At 65.6% G+C, this 18,285-nt stretch carries 16 protein-coding genes; 6 read left to right on the top strand and 10 right to left on the bottom strand.

Features of this window, described 5'->3' with window-relative positions; genetic code table 11:
• Positions 1-50 precede the first annotated feature (50 nt).
• The 4 genes from G5A46_RS18050 to G5A46_RS18035 all read left to right on the top strand — a co-directional run bounded on the left by G5A46_RS18050 (position 51) and on the right by G5A46_RS18035 (position 4,362).
• Entirely contained in the window at positions 51-851 is an 801-nt protein-coding gene (locus G5A46_RS18050) for an SDR family NAD(P)-dependent oxidoreductase (RefSeq protein ID WP_163851873.1), read from the top strand.
• 24 nt (positions 852-875) lie between these two features.
• Positions 876-1,622, top strand: a complete 747-nt coding sequence (locus tag G5A46_RS18045) for an SDR family NAD(P)-dependent oxidoreductase (protein WP_163851871.1) — start codon at positions 876-878, stop codon at positions 1,620-1,622.
• 61 nt (positions 1,623-1,683) lie between these two features.
• Complete coding sequence (locus tag G5A46_RS18040) at positions 1,684-3,303, top strand: GMC family oxidoreductase (RefSeq protein ID WP_163851870.1); 1,620 nt, start codon at positions 1,684-1,686, stop codon at positions 3,301-3,303.
• 84 nt (positions 3,304-3,387) lie between these two features.
• On the top strand, positions 3,388-4,362 hold the full coding sequence (locus tag G5A46_RS18035) for an alpha/beta hydrolase (RefSeq protein WP_163851867.1): 975 nt from the start codon (positions 3,388-3,390) through the stop codon (positions 4,360-4,362).
• Between the two features lie 95 nt (positions 4,363-4,457).
• On the opposite strand, the gene G5A46_RS18030 is transcribed toward G5A46_RS18035, so the two are convergent.
• The 9 genes from G5A46_RS18030 to G5A46_RS17990 form a co-directional block, all read right to left on the bottom strand.
• Complete coding sequence (locus tag G5A46_RS18030) at positions 4,458-5,060, bottom strand: 2-dehydro-3-deoxy-6-phosphogalactonate aldolase (protein ID WP_163851866.1); 603 nt, start codon at positions 5,058-5,060, stop codon at positions 4,458-4,460.
• Positions 5,057-6,538 (bottom strand): xylulokinase, encoded by a 1,482-nt coding sequence (locus G5A46_RS18025; RefSeq protein WP_163851863.1) that lies wholly within the window; start codon positions 6,536-6,538, stop codon positions 5,057-5,059. Before G5A46_RS18025 ends, G5A46_RS18030 begins: the two co-directional genes overlap by 4 nt.
• Positions 6,535-7,509 carry an ABC transporter permease gene (locus tag G5A46_RS18020; protein WP_163851862.1) on the bottom strand — a complete coding sequence of 325 codons (975 nt, stop codon included), beginning with the start codon at positions 7,507-7,509 and terminating at the stop codon, positions 6,535-6,537. The genes G5A46_RS18025 and G5A46_RS18020 overlap by 4 nt, the downstream gene beginning before the upstream one ends.
• Positions 7,506-8,489 (bottom strand): ABC transporter permease, encoded by a 984-nt coding sequence (locus tag G5A46_RS18015; protein WP_163851860.1) that lies wholly within the window; start codon positions 8,487-8,489, stop codon positions 7,506-7,508. Before G5A46_RS18015 ends, G5A46_RS18020 begins: the two co-directional genes overlap by 4 nt.
• Positions 8,486-9,997, bottom strand: a complete 1,512-nt coding sequence (locus tag G5A46_RS18010) for a sugar ABC transporter ATP-binding protein (RefSeq protein WP_163851858.1) — start codon at positions 9,995-9,997, stop codon at positions 8,486-8,488. Before G5A46_RS18010 ends, G5A46_RS18015 begins: the two co-directional genes overlap by 4 nt.
• Before the next feature lie 117 nt (positions 9,998-10,114).
• The gene (locus tag G5A46_RS18005; RefSeq protein WP_163851856.1) at positions 10,115-11,188 is read right to left on the bottom strand and encodes an ABC transporter substrate-binding protein; all 1,074 of its coding nucleotides are present in this window, start codon (positions 11,186-11,188) and stop codon (positions 10,115-10,117) included.
• 134 nt (positions 11,189-11,322) lie between these two features.
• The gene (locus G5A46_RS18000; RefSeq protein ID WP_163851854.1) at positions 11,323-12,186 is read right to left on the bottom strand and encodes a MurR/RpiR family transcriptional regulator; all 864 of its coding nucleotides are present in this window, start codon (positions 12,184-12,186) and stop codon (positions 11,323-11,325) included.
• Positions 12,187-12,236: 50 nt separating this feature from the next.
• A complete protein-coding gene (locus G5A46_RS17995) occupies positions 12,237-12,962 on the bottom strand; it encodes a creatininase family protein (RefSeq protein ID WP_163851852.1) in 726 nt (241 codons plus the stop codon).
• Between the two features lie 11 nt (positions 12,963-12,973).
• Positions 12,974-13,888 carry a phosphotriesterase family protein gene (locus G5A46_RS17990; RefSeq protein ID WP_163851850.1) on the bottom strand — a complete coding sequence of 305 codons (915 nt, stop codon included), beginning with the start codon at positions 13,886-13,888 and terminating at the stop codon, positions 12,974-12,976.
• Between the two features lie 147 nt (positions 13,889-14,035).
• On the opposite strand from G5A46_RS17990, the gene G5A46_RS17985 reads away from it, so the two are divergent.
• Both G5A46_RS17985 and G5A46_RS17980 read left to right on the top strand, forming a co-directional pair.
• The gene (locus G5A46_RS17985) at positions 14,036-15,013 is read left to right on the top strand and encodes a phosphotriesterase family protein (protein WP_163851849.1); all 978 of its coding nucleotides are present in this window, start codon (positions 14,036-14,038) and stop codon (positions 15,011-15,013) included.
• Between the two features lie 3 nt (positions 15,014-15,016).
• Positions 15,017-16,441 carry an FGGY family carbohydrate kinase gene (locus tag G5A46_RS17980; protein ID WP_163851847.1) on the top strand — a complete coding sequence of 475 codons (1,425 nt, stop codon included), beginning with the start codon at positions 15,017-15,019 and terminating at the stop codon, positions 16,439-16,441.
• Between the two features lie 19 nt (positions 16,442-16,460).
• Here the strand turns inward: G5A46_RS17980 and G5A46_RS17975 are convergent, their stop codons facing one another.
• Positions 16,461-18,164: an ABC transporter ATP-binding protein gene (locus tag G5A46_RS17975; RefSeq protein WP_163851845.1), complete on the bottom strand. Its 1,704-nt coding sequence runs from the start codon at positions 18,162-18,164 to the stop codon at positions 16,461-16,463.
• Positions 18,165-18,285 lie beyond the last annotated feature (121 nt).

Here is an 18,285-nt window from a genome sequence, read left to right as displayed (position 1 = left end):
GGGGCCGCACCCACAGGCCCCGCCCCTATTCCAACATCAGGAGCAATCGCATGAGGCTAGAGGACAAGACCGCCATCGTTATCGGGGCGGGCCAATCGCCCGGGGAAACCATCGGCAACGGCCGGGCCACCTGCCTGTTGTTCGGACGCGAAGGCGCCCGCGTCATGTGTGTGGACCGTGATCTGGCCAGCGCCGAGGAAACCGCAGAACAGGTGCGCGCCGAAGGCGGCACAGCCATCGCCTACCGGGCTGATGTGCTTGTGGAAGCACAGCTGGCCGACATGGCCGCCGCCTGCATGGCTGAATGGGGCCGGATCGACGTGCTGCATTACAATGTCGGCATCGGGACCGCTGGGGGCGATTCCGAATTGCCGGGCATTACCGAAGAAGGCTTCGACCGCGTGATGGCAGTGAACCTGCGCGGCAACATCATGGCCTGCAAGCATGTCGTGCCGATCATGCGGGCGCAGAAAAGTGGCTCGATCATCAATATCGCCTCGCTTGCCGCGATCGAAAAGAATCCGATGGTCACCTACAAGACCAGCAAGGCGGCAATGGTCGCCTTTACCGAACAGCTGGCGATCACCAATGCGGCCTATGGGGTGCGGGCGAATGCGGTCTTGCCAGGGCTGATGGACACGCCCATGGCCATCGACATGCGCGCGCCGCTGCTGGGCACCACCCGCGCGGAAATGGAAACGGCGCGCAACGCCCGTGTGCCGCTGCGCAACAAGATGGGGACCGCCTGGGATGTGGCACATGCGGCGGTGTATCTGGCGTCGGACGAATCCGGCTTTGTCACCGGGATTTCCTTGCGCGTCGATGGTGGGGCGGGCGTGAATGTTGGCTGACACGATGGCAAGGGGGAGACGGGCATGAACCTGGCGGACAAGGTCGTTCTGGTGACGGGGGGCGGACAGGGGATCGGCGCCGCAGTGGTGCGCCGTTTCGTGGCCGAAGGGGCCATCGTGGGCATCGGCGATGTCGACACCCCGGCGGCACAGGCCCTGGCGGCCGAGTTGTCCGCCACTGGCGGTCGGGCCGCGGCCCACGATCTGGACGTCACCCGGACCGGCGATTGGGACCGGGTGGTGCAGGCCATGACGCGCGCCCACGGCGGGGTCGACATACTGGTGAACAATGCCGGGATCCTTGACATGTCGCCGCTGGAGGAGCTCAGCGAAGCAGCCTGGGATCTGACCATGGCGATCAACGCCAAGGGCCCATTCCTGGGCACCCGCGCGGTCATGGCCAGCATGCGCGGCCGGGGTGGTGGCGCCATCGTCAACCTGTCCTCCATGGCGGGAATCAGTGGCGGGCGCTCGGCGCAATATGCGGCGTCCAAGGGGGCGGTACGGCTGATGACGAAATCGGTCGCCCTGATCGGTGCGCCGGACAACATCCGTTGCAATTCCGTCCATCCCGGCATGGTGGAGACGGCGATGGCGCAGGCCGCCGTGGCCCGCCCCGGATCGCGGGAGGATCGATTGGCGCGCTTGCCGCTGGGCCGGTTCGCCGACCCCTCCGAGATCGCGAATGTCGTCGTTTTCCTGGCCTCTGACCAGGCGTCGTTCATGACCGGGACCGAAGTGCATGTCGACGGCGGGGCGTTGATCGCCTGACCGTCCGTGTCCGGCAGGTGGTTGCCGGATCTGGCTTCATTCTTTTCAGGATATTCCGCTGATGCGTTACGATTACATTATTGCCGGTGCCGGCTCGGCCGGATGCGTCCTGGCCAACCGCCTGTCCGCCGATCCCGCGACGCGGGTGCTGCTGCTGGAGGCCGGCCCCGAGGACCGCAACATCTGGCTGAAGATCCCGCTGGGCTTCGGCAAGGTACTGACCAATCCCCGTCTCAACTGGTGTTTCGAAAGCGAGGCCGAGCCGCACGCCCATGACCGGCGCGAATTTCTGCCGCGGGGCAAGGTGCTGGGCGGGTCCAGCTCCATCAACGGGATGATCTACATGCGCGGCCAGCGCAGCGATTACGACATGTGGGCCCAGATGGGATGTTCCGGCTGGTCCTATGACGACGTGTTGCCCTATTTCCGCAAGTCCGAGGACAACACGCGCGGCAGCGATCCCTTTCACGGCACCGGCGGCCCGCTGACAGTGTCGGACCAGTCCGAGATCACGCCGATCAGCCGCGCCATGATCGCGGCGGGGCAGGACATGGGCCTGCCGTTCAATCGCGATTTCAACGGCGCCGCGCAGGACGGGATCGGCCTGGCGCAGGTGACCATGCGGCGTGGCCGGCGGGCCAGCACGGCGGAGGCGTTCCTGAAACCGGCGCGGTCGCGGCCCAATCTGGATGTGCAGACCCGCGCCCAGGTGGCACGGGTGATGTTCACCGGCAAACGCGCCAGCGGCATCCGCTATCTTCAGGGTGGCAGGACGGTGGAGGCCCAGGCCGGCGCCGCCGTCATCCTGTGCGGGGGGGTCTACGGTTCGCCGCAGATGCTGGAGCTGTCGGGCATCGGCGATGCCGACCGGCTGCGCGATCTGGGCGTTGCGGTGGTGCACCACCTGCCCGGCGTCGGCGAGGGATTGCAGGATCACCAGGTGTTCCGCCTGCGCTGGCGGTTGAAAGGCAGGCCCGGCACGTTCAACGAACGCACGCGCGGTCTGCGCGCGCTGGCCGAGGGGATGCGCTATGTCACCACCGGGCGCGGGGTGCTGGCCAGCCCGACCAATCCCGTCAACGCATTCTTCCGCACCCGCCCGGACCTGGCCACCCCGGATGCGCATTTGCAGGTGTTTCCGGGCACCTATGCCTCCATGCAGGACCGGCGGCTGGACGATCATCCGGGCATCACGCTGGGTCCGACGCTGCTGCGCCCCGAAAGTCGTGGCTCTGTCCATGCCCGCAGCGCGGATCCACGCGATGCGCCGGCGATTCGCACCAATATCCTGGGCACCACCGCCGATTGCCACGCTGCGGTGCGCGCGATGAAATTCGCCCGCGCGCTGATGCAGACCGCGCCGATTCAGCCGTTCTTTCATTCGGAGATGCTGCCCGGTGCCGAAGTGCGAACCGACGCGGAATTCGAAGCCTTCGCCCGCGAGACGGGGGGCAGCAATTTCCACGCCGGCGGCTCCTGCCGGATGGGGCCGGCCGGAGACGCCATGGCTGTCGTCGATCCGCGCCTGCGGGTGCGCGGGGTGGAAGGGCTGCTGGTGGTCGATGCCTCCGTGATGCCGCAGCTGGTCAGCGGCAACACCAACGCCCCCACCATCATGATCGCCGAAAAGGCCGCCGACATGTTGTTGCAGAACGCAAGGGACAGCAGCAACGCCGCCTGAGTCGTGGCCGAAGGCACCCCTTGATCCGTGGCGCCGAACCGGCGATCCCGGTGCCACAGCCCCGATCCGAAAAGGACAGAGACCATGCCCGATGATCTTCACCCCCAGGTTCGTGCCCTGCTGGACGGCCTTGCCGCCCTGAACTTGCAAAAGGTCCAGGACATGGAAGTCGCCGCCGCCCGCGCCCAGGCGGAGGCCCAGGCCGCCGCCCGGCGGCAGGTCTACTCGGCGCCGGAGATGGCCGAGGTACAGGAGACCTCCACCGGGCCGGGGTTCGGCCATGTACCGGTGCGGATCTACCGTCCCACGCAGGCCGAGGCCGCGCCGGTGATCGTCTATTACCACGGCGGCGGTCACGTCATTTGCAGCCTCGACACCCATGACCTGCTGGCGCGCCACCTGGCGCAGGCAACCGGCTGCACGCTGGTTTCCGTCGATTACCGGATGGGGCCGGAGCATCCGTTCCCCGCCGCCGTACACGACAGTTTCGATGCTGCCCGCTGGGTGGCCGCGCAGGCGCGGGCGCTGCGGGTCGATGCCGATCGGCTGGTGGTCTGCGGCGACAGCGCGGGCGGGAACCTGGCAGCGGTGGTCGCCCTGATGGCGCAGGACGCGTCAGATTTCGCGGTGGCGGCGCAGGTTCTGATCTACCCGGTGACGGATTATCGTGGCGGCACCGCGTCGTCGCGCACCTATGCCAAGGGTTATGGCGCGCTGGAAGACGATACCATGACCTGGTTCATGGAGCGCTACCTGCCCGATCCGGCGCGCCGCGACGACTGGCGCGCTTGTCCCCGCAACGCGGTGCTGACGTCGGATCTGCCCCCCGCGCTGATCGTCACTGCCGAATGCGACGTGCTGCGCGACGACGGCTTTGACTACGCCAACCAGCTGCGCACAGCCGGTGTGCCGGTGCGATATGTGGAATACGCGGGTATGATCCACGGCTTTGTCGGCCTGCTGGGTCTGGTGGATGATGCCGCCGCCGCCCATGAGACAATCGCCACCTTCCTGAGCGAGACATGGGCGTCGCGGGAAGGGGCGGAACCGGGAGCGTGAGGGTTCGACACACCCGGCCCATCGGACCGCGTTGCCCTGTTGGTGCGAGGTCCGTCCATCGCGGGCCTGACGATCCGGTCCCGGATGCGCGGCATTCACGCGGTGCGGCCGGTCAGGTCCAGCGTGGCGACCCGTTCGCGGGTGTCGGCGGCCGTGTCACCGACCTGGAACAGGGCAGAGCCGATTCCGACGCCCTGGGCTCCGGCGGCGACCCAATCGGGGATGTTGCGCGCCGTTACGCCACCCACCGCATATAGACGCGTACCCACCGGCAGGACGGCCTTCATCGCGGCGAGTCCGCGCGGGCCGATGATCTCGCCCGGAAACAGTTTCAGCGCATCGGCACCAGCGCCGAGGGCGCTAAAGGCCTCGCTTGGGGTCATCACGCCGGGAAAGCTGGCGAGCCCCAGGGTCACGGTGCGCGCGATGACCGACACGTTGACATTGGGCGAAACGATCAACTTGCCGCCGCAATCGCGCACCCGGTCCACGTCTTCGGGCCGCAGGACGGTACCCGCACCAAAGCGCGCCCGGCTGCCATGCGCCGTCACCGCCGCTTCGATGGAGCGGAACGGATCGGGTGAGTTCAACGGCACTTCGATGGTGTGGATGCCTGCGTCGATCAACACGTCACAGATCGGTACGATGGTCTCGGGGGTGACGCCGCGGAGAATGGCGACGATGTCGGGGGGTGTCATGGGGCGATCTCCTGAGTGGCACGGGCCAGGAACCGCGCATGGCGCCGGCCGTGAAATGCGTGGTGGACGGGGTCGGGCGCATAGGTGCGCACAGGGCGCACGGCCCGGGCGATGAACCCGTTCAGGGCCTCGGCAGGGGGCAGGTCCGTCTGCGTGCCGGCAAAGGCCAGCAAGGCGGCCCCCACGGCAGAAGTGTCGCCATGGGCCAGGACCTCTACCGGGCGGCCGGTCACGTCGGCGATGGACTGGCACCAGATCGGCGACCGGGCGCCGCCTTCGGCCAGCCGAACCTGCTTGATCTCCAGCCCGGCCCCGGCAAAGGCCTCCAGCGAGGCACGGACTGCATGAGCCACGCCGGTCTGCACGGCGCGCACCAGATGGCCGGGCCCCTGGGTCAGATCCAGACCCGACAAAACCGCCCGCGCGGGGTGGTTCCAGGGCGTCCCGGCCCCGGCGAGAAACGGCAGGAACATGGCTTCGACCGCAAGGGGATCGACGTTGGCGGCGGCGGATTCCAGCGTGTCGAAGTCGGGACGATCCCCGCCAAGGGCAAAGATATCGCGCAGCCATTCCATCGACAGCGCCCCGGCGGGCACCAGGCCCAGCCACAATTCGCGATCCGGAGTGACGTGGCCGGACCGCCACATGCCCCGCACCTCGGTCACCGGGGGGCGGGGACTGGCCGCGACGACATGTCCTGCCGTGCCCAGCGTGACGGCCACCGTACCGGGGGCATAGGCTCCGCAGCCGACCGCCAGCGCACCGGTGTCGCCGGCGCCCAGCACCACGGGCACCCCTTCCGGCAAACCGAACCGCGCGGCGGCCGTTGCGGTGACCGGGCCCAGCAGGTCGGTTGCCGTGCCGATGGGTGACAATTGCGCCGGTGTGACACCGGCCCAATCGCACAGCGCCGCGTCCCAGTGGCTGCCGGCGAAATCCATCAGCAAGGTGCCTGAGGCCTCGTTCCGCTCGGTACGTGGAACGCCTGTGAGGATCAGGCCGATCCAATCCTTGACCTGCATCACACGTGTGGCGGGGCGGGGGTCATGACTGGCCAGCCACCGCAGCTTGGGCGCCACCGCAATGCCATTGGCGCGGTTGCCGGTCACCGCATAGAGACCATTGCCAAAGGTCGCGTCGAGGGCATTGGTCTCCTCCTCGGCGCGTTGGTCCAGCCAGGTGAGAGCCGACCCAGCCGGCGCTCCGGAGGCGTCGCAGCGCACGATCCCGTTCAATTGACCCGACAGGCCGATGGCGGAAACCCGTGCCAGCCGAACCCGCGTGGCGAGCGTGGCGATGACCTCCGCGAGGGCGCGCAGCCAGTCGGCCGGATCTTGTTCGGCGCGATGCGGTCCGGGCCGGTGGGTGGGGTAGGGCGCGGCGGCCTCCCCCGCCAGATCGCCGCGCGGTGACAGGGCCACGACCTTGACCGATGAGGTGCCGAAATCGATCCCGAGGGCCAGCGCATCGTCGTTCATCCTGCGCGGCTGCTTTTCTGGTAGATGATGGCGGCGGCGGCGATCACGAGGCCCTGCACCACCAGTTTCCCTGCTTCGTTGATACCGAAGACGGTCAGCAGATTCAGGATCATGACCAGCAGCATGGTGCCCAGCACCGTGCCCACAGCGCCGCCCGCGCCGCCGCCGAAGACCGCGCCGCCCAGGATGACCGCCGCGATGGAGCTCAGGACGTAGTCCGCGCCCAGCCCCAGCGATCCGACGCCGATCAGCCCCGACAGCAGCAGCCCGCCGAGGGCCGCAAAGCCCCCCGACAGGACATGAGAAATCAATAGCGTCCGATTGACCGGGATGCCGTTGTAGCCCGCCGCCGACGGGTTGTCTCCGGCAGCCATGATGAACCGGCCCAGGATCAGCTTGCGAAAGATGACCCAGCACAGGATCGCCGCGGCAAACCAGAACAGGCCGGACACGGGGAACATGTCGATCCGTCCGCGGCCCAGGTACTTGATCGTGGCGCTCATCGCGTTGCCCGGCGCGCCCCCGGACACAAGGAAACCGATGCCGGTCACCACGGCGGCGGTGCCCAGGGTCACGACCACGGCCGATGCCCGCAGCGCGGAGATCAGGATACCGTTGACGAGCCCGACCAATAGCCCTGCCAGCAGAGCCGCAGCGATTGGCAGCGCCGCGGGCGCACCCAGGAACATCCGGTCGGAGACCAGGATATTGACCAGCGCGATCACCGCGCCGACCGACAGGTCCAGCGATCGGTTTGCCACCGTGAAGGTCTGGCCCAGAGCGACGATGCCAAGCGGCGCTGCCTGGCGCAACAGGATCATGAGGAAGGGCAGGGACAGGAATTGTGGCTGGGTAAAGGCTGCCAGGACCAGTACCGCGATCAGGCCCCAGAAGGCGGGTGGCCATCCGGCGATCACGCGCAGGATGCGGCGGCGGCGCGGCAAGGCTGAGGTCTGGGGCACAGCGTTCATAGTCCGACCTCCTTGCGACGGAACAGGCTGACGGAGACGATCAGCATCGTGCCCTTCACCACATGTTGGTAGAACGGAGAGATCCCGGCCAGATTCATGCCGTTGTTCAGCAACCCGATGATCCCGACCCCGAAGACGGTGCCGATGGGTCCGCCGATCCCGCCCGATAGCAGCGTCCCGCCAAGCGCGGCGCCCAGCACGCTGTCCAACCCGAGAGCGGCCCCGACATTGGGATCCGACGACGCGAGCCGGGCCGTCAGGTACAGCCCGGCGATGGCCGCGCAGGTGGCGGAGATGACATAGGTTCCGATGCGGATCCGTGTCGCCGGCAGACCGGAAAGGCGGGCGGCGTCGGGGTTGGCCCCCACCGCGGAGAGCTGCCGGCCAAAGCCGGTGCCATGCATGAGGTAGATGGCCAGCCCGCCCATCAGGACGATCCAGAACAATCCGGGCGGCAGACCGAACACCGACCCTTGGACCATGGCCAGCAACGGCGCGGGCGCGCTGCCGCCGGGAACCGGCAGGATGGTCAGGGCGATGCCCTGCACGATGGAGGAGGTGGCCAATGTCATGATGATCGGATGCACCCCGATCTTCACGATGCCCCAACCGTTCACAAGCCCGACGGTCACGGCGGCGGCAAAGGCCAGCGGGATCGTTGCCGACCAATGCCAGGGCAGCGACAGGATGGCCGACGTCAGACTGATGACCGACCCCACGGACAGGTCGAACCCGGCGCCCAGCAATACGAAGGTCTGCCCCAGGGAGGCGATGAACAATGGCGGCAATTGGCCCAGCAGGTTGGACCAGTTGCGCTGTGTCAGGAAGCTGTCCGGCAATGTCGTCGCCAGCAGGATGAAAATCGCGCCGAAGGTCACGGCGGACAATGCCGCGCCACGCTGGCGATACCATCGGGCATCCAGCCGGAAACGGCTGGCAATGCCCGCACGCGGAGAGGGGGAAGAAGCGGGACCGCTCATGCCGGATGCTCCGTTTCCTTGGGGGCTGGTTGAGAAAGGGTGTCCTGGCCGGGGATGGCTGCGGCCAGAAGCGTCGCCTCCGTCGCATCGTTGGCGGCCATTTCGGAGGAAATGGCGCCTTCTCGCACCACCAGAATACGATCGCACAGGCCGATCAGTTCGGGCATCTCCCGCGAGGAGACAAAGACGGTTCCGCCCTTCTCGGCGAAATCACGCAGGCGCAGGTAGATCTCCCGCTTGGCACCGACATCGACGCCGCGTGTCGGTTCCTCGCACAGCAAGACCCTGGTGCCGGCGACCAGCCAGCGGCCCAGCACGACTTTCTGCTGATTGCCGCCCGACAATTGCATGACGTTCTGTTCCGGTGCTTCGGCCTTGACGGCCAGGCGGCGCATCACCTCGGTCACGGCGGCGCGGGGGCGGGCAAACCAGGTGCCAACGGAGCGCGGCGCGGCGCGGCCGGTTTCCATGTTGGCGAGGATCGACAATGAGGGGAACAGCCCGTCGTCCTTGCGGTTTTCCGGAACAAAACCGAGACCGCGAGCGATGCGCCGGCGGGCGTCGTGGCGTTCGACCTTCTCCGCCCCCAGGCGAAGCGTGCCACCGCGCGCTGGCACAAACCCGGCGAGAAGGCGCAAGATATCCTGCTGGCCCTGCCCCTCCAGACCTGAAAGGCCGACAATTTCCCCCGCCCTCAAGGATAGGGAGAGCGGCGTTGTGACATCGTCGCCGCGTAGCCCGTCGGCCTGTAACAGAACGTCGCCGGTGCGGGTGGCCCGGGGCGCGAAAAGCTCCTCCAGCGGGCGACCGACCATGCTTTCGACCACCGCGTCATGAGTGGTTTCGCGCGTCTTGAAGGTGGTGACATATTGTCCGTCCTTCATCACCGTGATCCGGTCGCAGATCGTGAAGATCTCCGGCATCCGGTGGGACACGTAGAAGACTGTCCGCCCCTCGCGGGCCAGTTGCCGGATCAGGTCGAACAGGGTTTCGACCTCCTGCGCGGCCAATGCGGCGGTGGGTTCGTCGAAGATGAAGACCCTGGCATCGGCAAGCACGCCCTTGGCAATTTCGACCATCTGCTGCTCTCCGACGCTGAGCGCGTCGACCACCCGTTCGGGGGGGACGTTCAACTTCAGCCGGGTCAGTACCTCCAGGCAGCGGATACGCTGCGCGCTGGTTGTCAGCCCGCGTTTGCCAAGAAACAGGTTTTCCTGCACCGACAGGTTGGGCAACAGGGAAAACTCCTGAAAGATGGTGGAGATACCCGCATCCTGGGCATCTCTCGGGGTGGCAAAGCTGACCGGCTTGCCGTCCAGCCGGATGTCGCCGCTATCCAGCCGATGAACCCCGGAGAGGATCTTCATCAGGGTGGATTTCCCGGCCCCGTTCTCCCCCATGACGGCATGGATTTCCCCGGCCCGGCCGTCCAGCTGCATGTCCGTCAGGGCCTGCGTGGGGCCAAAGGCCTTGGAGAGGCCGGAAACCTTGATCAAGGGCGATGTCATGCGGTGATGTTCACTTTGCTGTGCCCGTCCCCGGACAGCGGGCAGGGGCACGATAGGGTGAGAGGGCGGGCGCGCACCGGTGGCGCGCGCCCGGATGGCGCGAGGATCCGATCCGGATCAGTTGCCGAAGAGATCCTGCAACTTTTCTTCGGACATGGTGGAGCCGACCCAGTAGCTGTCGTTCAGGTCGGGGCGATACAGCGTCTCCAGATCTGCGGCGGTATAGGGATCGGCCGTGACCTTGTAGAAGTCGGAGACCTCCTGGCCCTCGAGAATGGCGACCGCCAGCGCGATCCCCTCGCCCACGGCCCAGGAGGGGTTCTGCGGCGCGATCGAATCGAACCCGGCGTCCTGGTTTTCCGACCAAGTGCGGAAGAACCCGTTGTTGGCTTCGCCGGTCATGGGAATCAGGTCACGACCGAATTCGTTGAAGACCTCTACACAGGCCTGGGTCATGGCGCCACCGGAAGACCAGACGCCGTCGATCTGCGGATGGGCCAGTGCCAGGCTTTCGCAGGCCTGCCGGCCCTGGTCATAGGACCAGGAGGCGTATTCCTCGGCGATGATCTCGATGTCGGGATATTCGTCCAGGACGGCTTTCATCCCGTTGAAACGGTCATCATCGACCGACAGGCCCGCAATCCCACGGAGCGCGATGACCTTACCCTTGCCATCCATGGCTTCGGCCAGAAATTCGCCGCCGGTGGTTCCGAACTTGACCTGATCTGCCATGATGCGGGCGGTCAGTTTGTCGGTATTGGCATCTGCGGTGACCGCGATCACCACAACGCCCTCGTCGTAGGCACGTTCCAGCACCGGAACCAGCGCGACCGGATTGGCCGGGTTGATCACGATGGCATCCGCGCCCTGGGCCAGCATGTCCTCGACGTCAGAGACCTGTTTGGACGGGTCGTTGTTGGCATCCGTGACGATGTAGCGTTCGATCTGTGGCAGGGTGGAGGCGCGGTAGGCGGCTTCTTCCACCAGCTGCGCGGTCCAGCTGTTGACCACCGCGACGTTGGAGAACCCCACGACATAAGAGCCGTCGCGCCGGTCCGCATAGCGGCCGACATCGACGGGCGCGGCATCCTCGGCGGGGCCGATATCGGGGTGCAACGTGATATCCTGCGCAAGGACGGCTGTGGAGGAAAGGAGTAGCGCGGCAAGCGCGGCAGAGTATGACTTGGGCATTTTTTGACCTCGGGTTCCTGTTGGTACCGAGCACGATAACAAGGTGCGTACTTTTGTAAAGATTTCCCATTATGGCCGTAGATGCTGTAAGATATTGAGAAAACTCAATAAATATTTTGAAAATAATTTTTATTTCAGGATTCGGATTCGATCTGGCCCCGCGCGAGCCCGCCTTTGATCTTCTCCAGAAGCTCGGCCCGGTTCAGGGCGGAAGATTGTCCGATGTGAAAGGCGATCAGGCCGATGACGTAATGGTAGGAAAAATGCGAAATCGACGGCGTGTAGATGTCGATCTCCTCGTAGACAGAGACGCCGATCAGAATGTCGCAGAACTGGGTGAGCGGATTGTGCGGCGCGCTGATCCCGATCACCGTCGCACCGGCGCCGCGCGCAATTTCAGCGGCCTCGATCGTTTCCTGTGACCGCCCGGTGTGAGAGATGACGACGGCAACGTCGTCAGGCCTCAGCAAGGTCGAGGCGATCCGGCGGAAATGGCTGTCGCCGACATAGGAGGCATCCAGCCCCAGGCGCATCAACCGCATGGAGGCCTCTTCCGCCATCAACCCGGATACCGCGACACCGAAGAACCGCACTCTGCGCGCGGACCGCAGCGCGGCGATGGCATCGGTCAGGGCGATGGCGTCGAGGGAAGCATAGGTTGACCGCAGAGAAGAGGTGATCTGCTGAAGATACATCTCCTCCAGTTGGCCACCTGCGATGGCGCGTTCATCCAGGTCCTGAACCGATTGGTGGGCGAACGGACTTTGCGCACTGCGGGCCTGGGCGATCGACAGTTTCAGATCCTTGAACCCTTCGGCGCCGAACATGCGCGAAAACCGGGTGATGGAGGAGGCGGAGACGGAGGCCGCCTCCGCCACTTCGGTGATCGACCCTTTCAGCACCAGGTCCACGTCCGAAAGGATCAGCTCCGCAATACGCCGTTCGGCCCGTTTCAGATCGGGGAGAGTCTTGCCGATGCGGCTGAAGATATCATTCACTTGGGCGCTCTCCTGTCCGATGCGGCCCCGAGATTAACGGCAAAGCCGGGTCAGGCACAAATTTCCCGGACCATGTCGACCATGCGGGTCGTGAAGGTCTCGACCATGGCGTGCCCCTTTTCGGCCGTGCCCTTGGTCGCGTCGCCGAATACGCCGCTTCTGGACAATTCCCCCATCGGGCGCCCGCCGTGGAAATACCCGGCATCGCGTTCGGGATATTCGGCGACGGCCTTGTCCATTTCCACCGTTTCGGGGGCGATGGCCAGCATGAGTGAGGTTTCGAATTCACAGGCATGGACGATCCCGTGCCAGGTCGGGCTTTCGCAATGTTGCTTCAGCTCTTCCGCGAGGTTCGGGTAAAACAGACGCCAGACGTCGATATCGGGATGGTCCCACATCCGCCGGGTCGCATATTTCATCGTTGCGGAATTGGCCTCGTGCCCGTTGACCAGGATCAGGTGCTTGACGCCCGCGGGCACCAGGCTTTCGGCGACGTTGCAAATGACGTCTTCCATGACTTTCTGGTCCAGCGTCACGGTGCCGGGCGCGTCGCGCCAAACCCAGGAATAGCCGAAGGGCATCGCGGGCAGGACGGTGGCGCCGGTCGCCTCCGCAATACGCCTGGAGAAGAACTCTGCCAGGATCGTGTCGGTGCCCAGCGGCATGTGATAGCCATGCTGCTCCGTCGCGCCCAGCGGCAGGATGGCCACGGGGCACTTGGCGATCCGCGCGGCAAAGGCGTCGCGGGACAGGTACTTCGATTCTACGATGGTCATGTTTGGTCCGTTCAGAACTTGGCCAGCCAGGCGGCGGGGGTCTTCTTGAAAATCTGTTCGATCGCGTTGTCGGAAATGCCCTCTGCCCGCATCCGCGGGATGAATTTCGTCGCGATATAGGCAAAGCCCGGTCCGCCACCATAGCCTGCCAGGTAGGCGGCGCGGCCCATGTCACCTGAGATCAGCAGACGGCTGCCATGTCCGGCGTCCAACATCGCCTTGATGCAGGCAATGCGGGTGCTGTCGGGGTGATACTTGACCTTACCCACCCCGTCGAATTGCACATGCGCGCCCCTGTTGGCCAGACTTTGGTGATAGTACGGGTCCGCGTTGCGGTCGCAATGCCCGACGACCACTTCGGATAGGTCGACGCCCTCGTCCTGGAGGATATCCAGCATCTCGTTGCCCATGGTCCCGGCCTCCGTGTGCAGCCAGATCGGCGCGCCGGTTTCGTGATGGGCACGGGCCACGGCGCGGGTGGTCTTGTCCTCCAGCGGGTGGATGAAATTGTAGCTGCCCCCGGATTTCAGGTGTCCGGCCTTGTGCGGACCACCGTCCATGCCTTCGGTCACGTCGCGGATCAGCTTGTCCGCGATGCCGTTCAGGGAGGTCGTTTCGATCCAGAGCGGGAAATAGGCCGCCTTGTTGAAGCCGGACACGGCGACCACCGGGACATTCGCCTCCCGCGACATGCGGGCCATCTGGTCGGGATCGCGACCGTAGTCCAGGGTCGTCGCCTCGACCAGCAAGGTGCCGCCGACGTCGCGAAAGATCTTCAGCTCCTGCAGGGAGCATTCGTAGCTGTCCAGTTCGAGGTCGCGATCCTTCTGTACTGGCGGCGGGCAGGTGATCAGGTGCTCATGGCTGTAGATCAGCCCCAACCCGTCCGCGCTGATGTCTCCGTTCACTGTGCGGATATTGCCCATGCGGCACTCCCTGATTTGAAATTCGTGGCGAGGCTAGCAACGCCTATCAGGATTGGCAATTATTTTCTCAGAAATGGAATTCATCGTTCAAAACTCAGAAAAATATGGTAGTTCTATAACGGAAATAATTTTCATACGGAGAGTGCCATGCCTTTCGCGCGTACCGTCAACGGTGATGTCGATGTCTCGGACCTGGGGACAATGTACTGCCATGACCACATCTATTGCGTCCCTGCCTTGTGGAAGGAGAAGGGTCAGGATGATTTTCTTCTCGACAGCCCGGAGAAGTCCAAGGCAGAGCTGGACTTGTTCAAGGCCGCCGGGGGAACCACCATCTACGACGCCACGGCGATCGATTACGGGCGTGATGTCGGCGTCGTCAAAAGGATCGCGAACGAGGCGGGCGTGACGATCATCGCCACAGCAGGATTCAACAAATCCATCATGTGGCCGGCGAAGATTCCGGGCCGCGATGTCACCTTCCAGGCCTGGATCGATTCGATGTCGCGGGCGGACATCCGTGCACATGTCACGGGCGAGGTCGAAACCGGCATGGACGGCACCGACATTCGCGGCGGCGTGGTCAAGTTCGGCACCGGGTACAACACGATGAACACCAGTGAGATCAAGATCATGCGCGGCGTTCTTGATGCTCACAAGGAGACAGGTGCGCCGATCCATTCGCATACGGAGATGGGCACCATGGCTCTGGAACAGATGGATATCGTCAACGAAGAGCGCGTCGATCCGCGATACCTGACCATCGCTCACCTGGATCGCAACCCCGACCCCTGGACACATCGCAAGGTCGCGGAAACCGGTGCCTTCATGTCCTTCGACGGGATCACGCGGGCGAAATATCATTCCGAGGACGTCCGCACCCGCTGTATCCTGGATCTGGTCCGCTGGGGCCATGAGGACCAGGTGATGATCGGTGGCGACATCGCCCGGCGCACCATGTTCGCCAGCTACGGCGAAGGTGGGCTGGGCATGGGGTTCATCCTGGACAAATGGCGCCCGCGCTTCATCGAAGAGGCCGGCGAAGCCGGGTTCGACGGCGCGGCGCTGCTGCACAAGTTCTTTGTCGTGAACCCGCAGAAGGCCTTTGCCTTTCGCGAAGGCTGAGCCATGACGCGGGTTCTGGCGATTGACCTGGGCACAGGGTCGTTGAAGGCGGGTGTGCTGGACACGGCTTTGCAGGTGCATGCCCTGGCCAGTGCGCCCATTGCCACGTCCCGGCGCCGTTCCGGCGTGGCGGAGCAATCCCCGGCGGAGTGGTTCGCAGCCCTTGCCGTGGCCGGGCGCGCGGCGGTGACGCGCGCGGGGGGGCAGATCGATGCCATCGTCTTTACCGGCCATATGAGCGCGCCGTGCCTTGTCGATGGGACGGGCGATCCGGTGGCGCCGGTGCGCACCCTGGCGGACACCCAATGCACGCCGTACCTGTCCACCGATGCGGCCGTCGCAGATCTGACCGGAAACCTGGACGGAACCCACTTCGGGCGGGCCAAGATCCGACAGGCCCTGGACGAGGGGGCCCGCCCGGTCAGCGTTCTGGCGCCGAAGGATCTGTTGCGGCATCGGCTGGGCGGCAGCCTTGCCTCCGACCCCGGTGATCTCGCCAATCTGTTGCTGGTCGACATCGGGTCCGGCGCATTCCACGACGATCTGATCACCGGCGCGGATCTGCATCGGGACCAATTGCCCCGAATGATGTGCGCCGACCAGCGTGACGGGGTGTTGAACGCCGACTGGGCCGCGCGGTTGGATCTCCCGCAGGGCGTACCGCTGATAACCGGGACGGGGGACATGGGCGCGGCGGCGATCGGGGTCGGGCTGGCGCGACGGTGCGATGCCGCGATCACCATCGGCACCTCGGCCACGGTGCTGGCCGCCATGCCAGATCTGCGTGACGACCTGCGTGGCAAGCTGACCTGTCATCTGGATGGTATCGGCGGCCGCTTTGCGCTGGCGTCGCATTTCAATGGTGGCGCGGTATTGGACTGGCTGCACCGATTGTCGGGCACGCAGGAGGCGCGCAACCCTTGGCTGATGCGCCTGTCCAGTGCCGCCGCGCGGCGACCGGTGGAGACCCGGCCACTGGTTCTTCCGTACTTGCTTGGCTCCGGCTCTCCGCGGTTCGACAGGGCGGAAACCGCTCAGATCATGGGGGTAACGGCAGATCACGACATGGTCGATCTGGTCGCCGCATTTCAGGAAGGCGTGGCCTTTGACATCGCGGACAGTTTTGACGCGCTGGCCGATGCCGGGCTGGGGGCGACGCGGGTCTGTCTGGGTGGGGGTGGCGCGAAACTGCCCGGCTGGGCCGAGACGATCAGCGCGGTGCTGGCCCGTCCCCTGGCCCGCGCGTCGGGTGACGACCTGTCCCTGTTCGGGGCGGCGATGCTGGGATTGCAGGGTATCGGAGCGTCAGTCGCCGCCGCAGATGCGGGGCCGGATGGCGAACCCGGTTGGCTGCCTGATCCGGGTGCGGTGGCGGCCTTGCGGCTGCGCCGGACGAGGGTGATTGCCCGGCGCAGCCCCACCCTCTAGCGGGCCGGCCTGTCGCCGCTCAGGCGGTGCTGAGGCTGGCGTAGCGCCCACTGGCCCGGCGCAGTTCCGCGTCGGTGCCCAGCTCGACAATGCGGCCCGCGTCCATCACCGCGATGCGGTCGGCGTCGCGGATCGTGCCCAGGCGGTGGGCGATGACCAGCGTCGTCCGGTCGCGCGACAGGTCGGTCAGCGCCGCCTGGATCAGCCGTTCGGTTTCGGTGTCCAGCGCCGATGTCGCCTCGTCCAGGATCAGGATCGGGGGATTCTTCAGGAAGGCGCGAGCGATGGCGACGCGCTGTTTCTGGCCGCCCGACAGCATCACCCCGCGTTCGCCCACCACCGTGTCCAGGCCGGCGGGCAGCCCGGCGATCATCTCGCTCAGCTGGGCGCGGTCGGCGGCTTGCAGGATCTCGTCCTCGCTGGCGTCCAGGCGACCGTAGGCGATGTTTTCGCGCAGGGTGCCACCGAACAGAAAGACATCCTGGCTGACCAGCCCGATCTGGCGCCGCAGACTGTGCAGGGTCATGTCGCGGCTGTCCTGCCCATCGATCAGGATTCGACCGGCCTGGGGCTGGTAGAAGCGCGGCACCAGCGACAGCAGCGTCGTCTTCCCCGCCCCAGATGGCCCGACAAAGGCCATGGTTTCCCCCGGCTGCACGGTCAGCGAGATGTCGTGCAGCACCGGCCGCTCGTCGCCGTAGTCAAAGCCCACGCCCTCGAACCGGACCTGGCCCGCGAAGTCCGGCGCAGCGCGGGCGCGGGGGCTGTCGGCGATGTCGGGCCGTGTCTGCATCAGCTCCTGATAGCGGCGGAACCCGGCGATGCCACGGGGATAGACCTCGATCACGGCGGCGATCTTGTCCAGCGGACGGAAGAACACGCCGACCAGCAGCAGGAAAGCGACGAAGCCGCCGGTGGTCAGCCCGCCGTTCAGCACAAAGACCGCTCCGGCGACCATCACGACCACCTGGATCAGGCGCATCCCCATGTAGTTCAACGCCGAAGAGGCCGCCATCACCCGGTAGGCCGACAGTTTCGTCTTGCGATAGCCCTCATTGTCGCGGGCAAACAGCGCGCTTTCATGGGCTTCGTTGGCAAAGGCCTGCACCACCCGCATCCCGCCCACGTTTTCCTCCAGCCGGACGTTGAACGCGGCGACACGGGAATAGATCTCCCGCCAGGTGCGGGTCATCCGCCCACCGTAGACGGCCACGATGGCGACGCAGGCGGGTACGATGGTGGCGGTAATCAGCGCCAGGCCGGGGTGGATCGTCAGCATCAGCAGAAACGCCCCGACAAAGGTCATGATGGCGATGAACAGATCCTCGGGACCGTGGTGGGCGACCTCTCCGATCTCTTCCAGATCACGGGTGACGCGGGCGACCAGCTTGCCGGTGCGAACCCGGTCGAAGTAGGAAAAGGACAGCCGTTGCAGGTGGTCGAAGGCACGACGGCGCATCTCCGTCTCGATGTTGATGCCCAGCATGTGACCCCAATAGATCACGATGGCCATCAGCCCCGCGTTGACCACGTAGATCAGCAGCAGCCCCACGGCGGCGATCACGGTCAGCGACAGATCGCCCGACGGCAGCAGCCGGTCGATGAAGGCCTGTACCGCCAGCGGAAAGGCCAGCTCCAGCAGGCCGGACAGGACCGCACAGCCGAAATCGAGCCAGAACAGCGCCTTCCACGGGCGGTAATATTCGAAGAACTGGCGCAGCATGGCACCTCTCTGGGGTCAGTATGTCGCCGGGTCCATAGCAGCCCGTCAGGCGGAAGGGGAGGGGGCCGGAGGACATCAGCCTCCGTGCCGCGCCCCGGGGTCCGTTGCGCGCGGGCTGGCG

Source organism: Pseudooceanicola aestuarii (assembly GCF_010614805.1).
Classification (GTDB): Bacteria; Pseudomonadota; Alphaproteobacteria; order Rhodobacterales; family Rhodobacteraceae; genus Pseudooceanicola; species Pseudooceanicola aestuarii.
Note: the sequence above shows the minus strand (reverse complement) of the source record. Positions and strands in the feature narration are given on the sequence as shown.

Bases quoted from the DNA above. Each gene is read 5' to 3' on its own strand.
- G5A46_RS18040 (WP_163851870.1), top strand. From the start codon at position 1,684: ATGCGTTACGATTACATTATTGCCGGTGCCGGCTCGGCCGGATGCGTC.
- G5A46_RS17980 (WP_163851847.1), top strand. From the start codon at position 15,017: ATGACGCGGGTTCTGGCGATTGACCTGGGCACAGGGTCGTTGAAGGCG.
- G5A46_RS17995 (WP_163851852.1), bottom strand. From the start codon at position 12,962: ATGACCATCGTAGAATCGAAGTACCTGTCCCGCGACGCCTTTGCCGCG.
- G5A46_RS18010 (WP_163851858.1), bottom strand. From the start codon at position 9,997: ATGACATCGCCCTTGATCAAGGTTTCCGGCCTCTCCAAGGCCTTTGGC.
- G5A46_RS18005 (WP_163851856.1), bottom strand. From the start codon at position 11,188: ATGCCCAAGTCATACTCTGCCGCGCTTGCCGCGCTACTCCTTTCCTCC.
- G5A46_RS17985 (WP_163851849.1), top strand. From the start codon at position 14,036: ATGCCTTTCGCGCGTACCGTCAACGGTGATGTCGATGTCTCGGACCTG.
- G5A46_RS17990 (WP_163851850.1), bottom strand. From the start codon at position 13,888: ATGGGCAATATCCGCACAGTGAACGGAGACATCAGCGCGGACGGGTTG.
- G5A46_RS17975 (WP_163851845.1), bottom strand. From the start codon at position 18,164: ATGCTGCGCCAGTTCTTCGAATATTACCGCCCGTGGAAGGCGCTGTTC.
- G5A46_RS18050 (WP_163851873.1), top strand. From the start codon at position 51: ATGAGGCTAGAGGACAAGACCGCCATCGTTATCGGGGCGGGCCAATCG.
- G5A46_RS18045 (WP_163851871.1), top strand. From the start codon at position 876: ATGAACCTGGCGGACAAGGTCGTTCTGGTGACGGGGGGCGGACAGGGG.
- G5A46_RS18035 (WP_163851867.1), top strand. From the start codon at position 3,388: ATGCCCGATGATCTTCACCCCCAGGTTCGTGCCCTGCTGGACGGCCTT.
- G5A46_RS18030 (WP_163851866.1), bottom strand. From the start codon at position 5,060: ATGACACCCCCCGACATCGTCGCCATTCTCCGCGGCGTCACCCCCGAG.
- G5A46_RS18015 (WP_163851860.1), bottom strand. From the start codon at position 8,489: ATGAGCGGTCCCGCTTCTTCCCCCTCTCCGCGTGCGGGCATTGCCAGC.
- G5A46_RS18025 (WP_163851863.1), bottom strand. From the start codon at position 6,538: ATGAACGACGATGCGCTGGCCCTCGGGATCGATTTCGGCACCTCATCG.
- G5A46_RS18020 (WP_163851862.1), bottom strand. From the start codon at position 7,509: ATGAACGCTGTGCCCCAGACCTCAGCCTTGCCGCGCCGCCGCCGCATC.